The organism is Rhodococcus sp. (in: high G+C Gram-positive bacteria) (assembly GCF_049286785.1).
Lineage (GTDB): Bacteria > Actinomycetota > Actinomycetes > Mycobacteriales > Mycobacteriaceae > Rhodococcus_F.
This window is the reverse complement of sequence record NZ_JBAQEO010000490.1, coordinates 1-6,543: the sequence shown is the minus strand read 5'-3', so window position 1 is coordinate 6,543 and position 6,543 is coordinate 1. Positions and strand designations below refer to the sequence as shown.

The window sequence follows — 6,543 nt, the reverse complement described above, 5'->3', positions numbered from 1 at the left end:
CGTAGCGCTCGTGTATCTATGTCCTCCGTCGTCTCGGAGGAGGATTGGGTGTTCCTGTCGTTTGTGGATCCGTCGTTGCTTCGTACGCACCTGGACGGCCACGGTGTGGACTCGGCCGGCGTGGTTCGGCTGCTCGAGTATCGAGCGATCCCGGCCGGGACACCGGTGTTCCTCGACGAGCTGACGATGCGGCCTGTCGAGCCGTTGTGCTCGTGGTTCCGACATCTGGTCTACGAGGAGAAGGACGCCAAGACGCTGCGCGAGTATGCCTACATCGTGCGGCGGTTCGTCCACTTCCTACGGTCCCGCGACCGGGGCCTGCTCGAAGCGACCGAGTCGGACTTCAGGGCGTACCGCGTTCTGCGCACACAGGTGCAGGACAAGCCGGTCGGCGATGCGACGTGGGGGAAGGAGGCCCAGTTGCTCAACCAGCTCTACCGATGGCTGGTCGAGCACGGCTACCTGCGTCACCTACCGCTGCGGATGACGCACAAGGGACGCAATCCGCTGGCGCCCCGACTGCGGCGGGGCATGGATATCCGGCACATGAGCTTGCCGCAATACCGTTACTTCCGCGACGTCGGCCTGGGTGGGCAGTTGCCGGACTCACAGGTCAGCACGGTGTTCCGTGGTCGAGCGCCGCTCCGTAGTCGGGCCGCCGCCGACTTGGCGTTGTGCACCGGGATGCGTCCGGAGGAGTGGTCGACGGTGTTGCTGCCCGAGCTCGGTGTCGGGCGGCGTCGACCGGGCGAATCCGTGCAGTTCCCGGTGCAGGCCTGCGCGAAGTATGGCAAGTACCGCGAGATCTACGTGCCGACCGGAGCGTTGGACGCGGTGGACACCTTTCTGCTGGTGGAGCGTCCGGAACTGGTCGCCGCCTCGTCGAAGTCCCTGGCGCGTCGACGCCGGGAGTTGTTCGTCGTCGACCACATCGATCACGAGGCCGGGACGCTGCGCGGTGTCCTGGACGGTCGGCGTCGGACGTTCGCGATGTCCGCGATGGGGCCGGGACTGCGGCGAATCACCGTGCGGGAGAATGAAGATGGCGTCGAGCCGCTGGCGGTGTTCGTCGGCCACGGCGGTCGGATGCTCGGGCCTTCATCCTGGTATCGCATCCGCTGCGACGCGTGGGCGCGGATGCGTGTTCATGCCGATGCTCCCGGTGCACCGTTGCTGCCGCGGCGGCGGTGGAGATGGCACGACACCAGGCACACGTTCGCGTTGCAGCTGCTGTCCTATCTGGAACAGCAGATGGACGGTGACGAACCGGACGCGGTGGCGCGGCGTCGACGCCACATGTCCTACCTGGGCGGTCATATCAAGCACAACCCGTTGTTGATCGTCAGCCGGAGACTTGGACATTCGAGCCCCGCCACGACATATGCCTATCTGGAATACAGCGACGATCCGATGAACGCGGTGGACGCCGCGTTCTCCGAGTGGACGGTGCAGGAAGGCGACACCTACGCCGATATCGCCCGCCACGTGCTGGTCGAGGGTGGTGAGCGCTGATGCCTCGCCGGGGCGACCACCAACACGACTTCGCTGCGGTCGCCGAGCCGGAGGCTCCGGTCGACCGGATCGGCATCCGCGTGGTGCGGGCACCGGACCGGACCGGCGTGCCGCGGGAGATCCCGTTGGACCCTGCCGGGTTTCGGTGCGCCGCGTTGGCTGGGGAGCTGGCCGACGAGTGGGTCGACTACGCCGAGATCAGCAGGATCTCGGGCGGGTCGGCCGCCGTGGGCCGTCGAGCGATACGCAATTTCTGTATGAAGGTCGACTTCCTGCTCGCCGAGGACGCGCGCGAGGCCAGCCTGGCCAAGCAGCACCCCGATATCGCGGCCGTGTTGGCCGAGTGGGAACGAACCCTTCCCGCCGATTATCGGGCGGGCTCGACGACGCCGTCCACCCTGGCGGCGATGGTGCGGGCACTGATCGCCCGACGCGCACAACACGATCAGCGACCGGTGGCCCCGCATCTGCGTCGTCTGGTCGACGGCGAGGTCGGGGTGGCGGCGGGCAGCACGCAGGAAGTCGACGAGTTCTCCCGCAAGGACAAACGCGCCGTCGTCCGCGCGGCGTGGACTTGGGCGAATGAGCTGGACTCTCGCCTTTCCGAGGGGTGGGCGTGGGCCGCTCAGGGCCGCGACCCGGCCGAGCACGGTTGGACCAGCGTGGCCAATCTGCTCTGGGGCCTGGCTCGTCAGCAGGTCAGCCCGCTCGACATTCGCGACAACCTTCCGGTGATCCATGGGTGGCCGCCCGAGTTGCGGGCCTGCATCGAACGCCCCGACCGGCCCGTCTTTCCGGCGCGGGCGAAGGGGATGCTCGTGCGATGGCTGGTGCGTCGGCTCTATCCCGGTCACCTCGATCTGCATGCCTACCGTGTGTTGCTGGTGGCGGCCACGGGGCACACATCCGAGGAGGTCACCGCCTTGACCGGGGAGGATGTCGAGTTCCTGCCCTCGGGCGTTCGATTGACCCTGACCAAGCAGCGGGCTCAGAAGGTGCGGCACCGCACCTTCGGCACCGAGACCGTTCCGGAAACGACGGTCCGCGAGCCGGTCGACTTCACCGACCGGCCGCACCGCGAAGTCGGTGCGATCATCCGGCGTCTCATGCACGTCACCGAGCAGGCCCGGCTACGAGCACCGGACGAACGACGACTGTTCCTGGCAGCGTCGGTCACGGCCGACTACGAGCTGCGCATCGCGCGATGGGACTACAACCTTCCCCGGTCCCGCTTCGTGAACTGGCTGGCCGCCGCGGACGTGACGGTCGACGGGGCGCCCGATATTCGTCGACTGCGTAAATCCACGAAGGTGGAGAAGGCCATCGCCTTCGGTGGCCGCATCGCCGACACGGCCAACGACCACCACGAGGAGGTGTTCCGGGGCCACTACGCGCAGGGCACGACCCTGCGCGTGATGTCCGGCCAGGTGATCGCCACCGCCCAGGACCATTGGTTCACCAAGGCGTTGGAGGGACCGACCGTGCTGACCACCTCCACCGAGGTGCTCGATGCCCCCGATCAGGCGCAGACCTTGGGCCTGAGCCCGCGGCAAGCCGAGGACATCCGCCGGGGCGCGCTGGACATGGGACTGACCCAGTGCGCCGACCCCCACAACTCGCCCTACGGCCGGTCGGGAGAGCTTTGCCCGGTGGCGCCCCTGCGTTGTCTGGAATGCCGCAACGCCTGGATCCTGCCCAGCGACCTGCCCCAGCTTCTGCTGTTCGCCGACCACCTCGACCGGCTCCGGCTGCGACTGTCCCCGCAGCACTTCGGTCAGCTATGGGGACAAACCCACACCAACCTCCACGCGGTCCTGGCCGACCGCACGGACGAGGAGAAAGCGTTGGCCCGCAAGCACATCGAGGCCGGTCAGGCCGCTCTGCATCTGCCACTGGTCGCGAACGTGGAGTTCGACAGTTGAGCATCCAACGATCGAGCCACCGGTCCAGCACCGCCTTCGACGCTGATGAACCCGTCATCGGGTCCCACCCGCTGCTGGCCGACGCGCAGGTGCCGCAGTTCGGCGAGGCCCGGGAATGGAATCTCAACGGCGTCATCCGCCGACCGGCCCGGCTCTATGCGGCCGCCTGGACGCTGGTGTTCTCCTACGAATTAGCGGAGCCGTCGTGGAATCTGTTGGCGCGTGAACTGAGCATGGTCATGCTCAACCCACGGCACCCGGCGGTCATCACGGCGGGGCTTTCCCTCAAACCCACACCGGCGAACCCGTCCACGGTGATCAGCGAGTTGAGCCACCTCCGGCGGCTGGCCAGATGGGCCGAGGCGAACGGGCTGTCGACGGAACTGGCCTCTTGGCAGGACAACGACCTCCGTCGCCTTGTCAGCGACCTGCGCGAGCAGCTGTCCGGCAGCAGCGTCAGGCACTACATCGGCACCTTGAAAATGCTGCACCAATACGGTCCCGCCCTCACCGGACAAGGACTGCGCACCGACCCGTGGGCAGGCAAAAGTGCCCGCGAAGCATCGCAAACTCCTGCGGGCGCGGTCGTGTCCACTCCCGCGATTCCGCCGGAGCAATGGTTTCCGTTGATCCGGGCTGCCTGGACCTACGTCCACACCTTCGCCCCCGACATCCTGCGAGCGCACCAGCGCCACCAGGAGCTCGTCGGCAACGCGACGACCACAGCCGATGATCAAGATGCACGCCTGAGCAGATGGCTCGCCGACCCCGCGAACGCCATCCCGGTCCACATCACGCCATACCACGTGAAGCCGGGCAGCGGCGAGGTGAATTGGTCTCTGCTTACGTTGATGATGGGCTGGAAGTCCTCTTGTGTGACAAATATTTTCGACGGGAGACGAGCGGTCGGCCGCCGTCGAATCGCCCAAGTTGAGCATGCGATCGCCGACGGTCACCCCACCACGACCGGCGTCATCGACGACCTCGCCCTGGTGCAGCGCGGCGACGGCACGAGCACCCCCTGGCATCCAGGGCTCAACCCCGTCGCTATCGGACACGAACGTCGCATGCTCCGAAACGCCTGCTTCATCCTGGTCGTGGGTCTGTCGATGATGCGTGATTCGGAAATCCATGAAATCACCCCCGGCTCGATCGTCGAGTACTACGGAACACCGGCGATCAAATCCACCAAGGGCAAACACGACCCGGATCTCCCGATCAAACACTGGTGGATCACCGCGCCGGTCGCCGAAGCCGTAATCATCGCCGAGCAGCTGTCCGAACGGCACGACCGGCTGTTCCCGCCCATACATAGAACAGATGCCGATGTCGCTCGCAGCCACCAGATGCTGGACGCGTTCATCGCCCACGTCAACACCACCAGCGCCGGGACCGGATTGCAGAAGATTCCGCCCGGCAAAACGCGACCGCACATGTTCAGACGGACAATGGCGATGCTGACGGACCAGTTCCCCGGCAGCGAGATCGCCCTGGGCATCCAGCTCAAACACATCGCGTCCAGGGCGCTGGCCAATCGCTCGACTCAGGGCTACGCCAACGCAGACAGCTCCTGGGCCGAGCATTTGGAGTCAGCTATCGAAGCGGCCAGGTTCCGACGAGTGGAAGACCTCTACCGAGCCCACAAGGCCGGGGAACCGATCGGCTACGGTCCCGGCGCCGAACGGATGACGCAAGCCTTCAGCGGCATTCAACAGACGGTGCAAGCTCGAGGTGGCGACGCGATCGTCGAACGGGCCATGCTGCGCAAAGCCCGGCTCTCCATCCGGTTCGGCGTTCTCAACCACTGCGTAATGGACGAGAACAACCCTGTCGGCGCGGCCTGTCTCGAAAACGCCGTCGTTCCCGAAGGCCACAAAGGACCGCTGCAAGACCGGTGCCGTCCGGACCGATGCGCCAACAGCGTCATCGGCCCCGAGCACGTGCCGATCTGGGCCTCGGAGCGCCAAACCCTGCTCACCCTCATCGACACACCAGGGCTGTCGGCCTGCCGCAAAGCCGTGCTGCAGCGCGAGTTGGGCGATATCGACACTGTCATCCGCAAAACTCAAACGGACAAGGAGCAAGAGTGACCACCACCCCCGAGGCTGCAGAGGCGGCCCAGCCCGAGGAGGGAGTGTCTGCCGGCACCGCCAAACGCTTGCGCGAGGCCATGGATCGGCTGATGGCCGGGCGGCCGCAGCGCACCGACGGAAGGTTGATCAAGGACAACCTCTGGAAAGAGGCCGACGTCAGCCGCGCCACCATGAACCGGGCCACCCAGATCATGTCCGAATGGGACGCCCGCGTCGCCGCCTGCGACGGATTCACCCCGGGCGAGGCCCGCAAGAGCGACGAAATCACCACCTTGCGCGCCGCCCTCGCCGACAAGACCCGCGAATGCACCCAACTGTCCCATCGACTCGACGCCGCGGCTACCGCGATCGCCGCCCTGCATCACGACAACACACTGCTACGCCAAGAACTCGACCACCGCGGTCAACTCGTCGTCCTCGACGCCCACCGCACCACGCCCTGACGCCGACTCCTTCAGCCGATAGGCGACGTCTCATGCGCCAGTCGGGGCAGCGTCCACCCGCTGGCGCATTCCCCTCACTGACCAGCCTCGGCGCCAGAATCCGTATGTCTCATGAGACATACGGATTCTGGAGAACACGAGTCTCGAGACCCTACAGCTCCGCTGCGCTCCGCCCTGTGAAAGAGCATTGATTTGTCTTCCTTTCTGGCCTTCCGATCCTGATCGACGGCGGTCCTGGAACTACCCCTGGCGGCTTCGCCGGCCTCCGGCTCAGAAAACTTTCTCAACCCGCACTCGCTGCGCTCGCAGAGAAACTTTTCTGCCCAGGGGTTGCACCAGGCCCTGATCCGCCGATCCGAACCTCCTTTGCCAGAACGGAAAAAAATTGTCAGGGCACGGGTTGCAGCCCAGCCTCGTACGAAAGGTCACCACTGTGAGCAGCGAAGTCACCAACGAACGTGAGTACGACTACCGGGACGGCGACGACCATCACGCCGCAACAAACTACTACGCAGGCCATTTCTGCGGATGCGGTGACTACTCGTGCCCCGCTTCTATCGACAACCACAAGCG

Annotated in this window: 4 protein-coding genes; all 4 read left to right on the top strand. The window is 65.8% G+C overall.

Annotation, left to right across the window (positions count from 1 at the left end; all coding sequences use genetic code 11):
* A partial coding sequence (locus WAW17_RS17490; RefSeq protein ID WP_422334201.1) for a site-specific integrase occupies nucleotides 1-1,512 on the top strand: 1,512 nt, incomplete at its 5' end.
* Nucleotides 1,512-3,434, top strand: coding sequence for a hypothetical protein (locus WAW17_RS17485; protein WP_422334200.1), 1,923 nt, complete (start codon nucleotides 1,512-1,514; stop codon nucleotides 3,432-3,434). The genes WAW17_RS17490 and WAW17_RS17485, both read left to right, overlap by 1 nt.
* Nucleotides 3,435-3,523: 89 nt before the next feature.
* Nucleotides 3,524-5,524, top strand: coding sequence for a hypothetical protein (locus tag WAW17_RS17480; RefSeq protein ID WP_422334199.1), 2,001 nt, complete (start codon nucleotides 3,524-3,526; stop codon nucleotides 5,522-5,524).
* Nucleotides 5,521-5,970, top strand: a complete 450-nt coding sequence (locus WAW17_RS17475) for a hypothetical protein (RefSeq protein WP_210752986.1) — start codon at nucleotides 5,521-5,523, stop codon at nucleotides 5,968-5,970. Before WAW17_RS17480 ends, WAW17_RS17475 begins: the two co-directional genes overlap by 4 nt.
* Nucleotides 5,971-6,543: the final 573 nt, after the last annotated feature.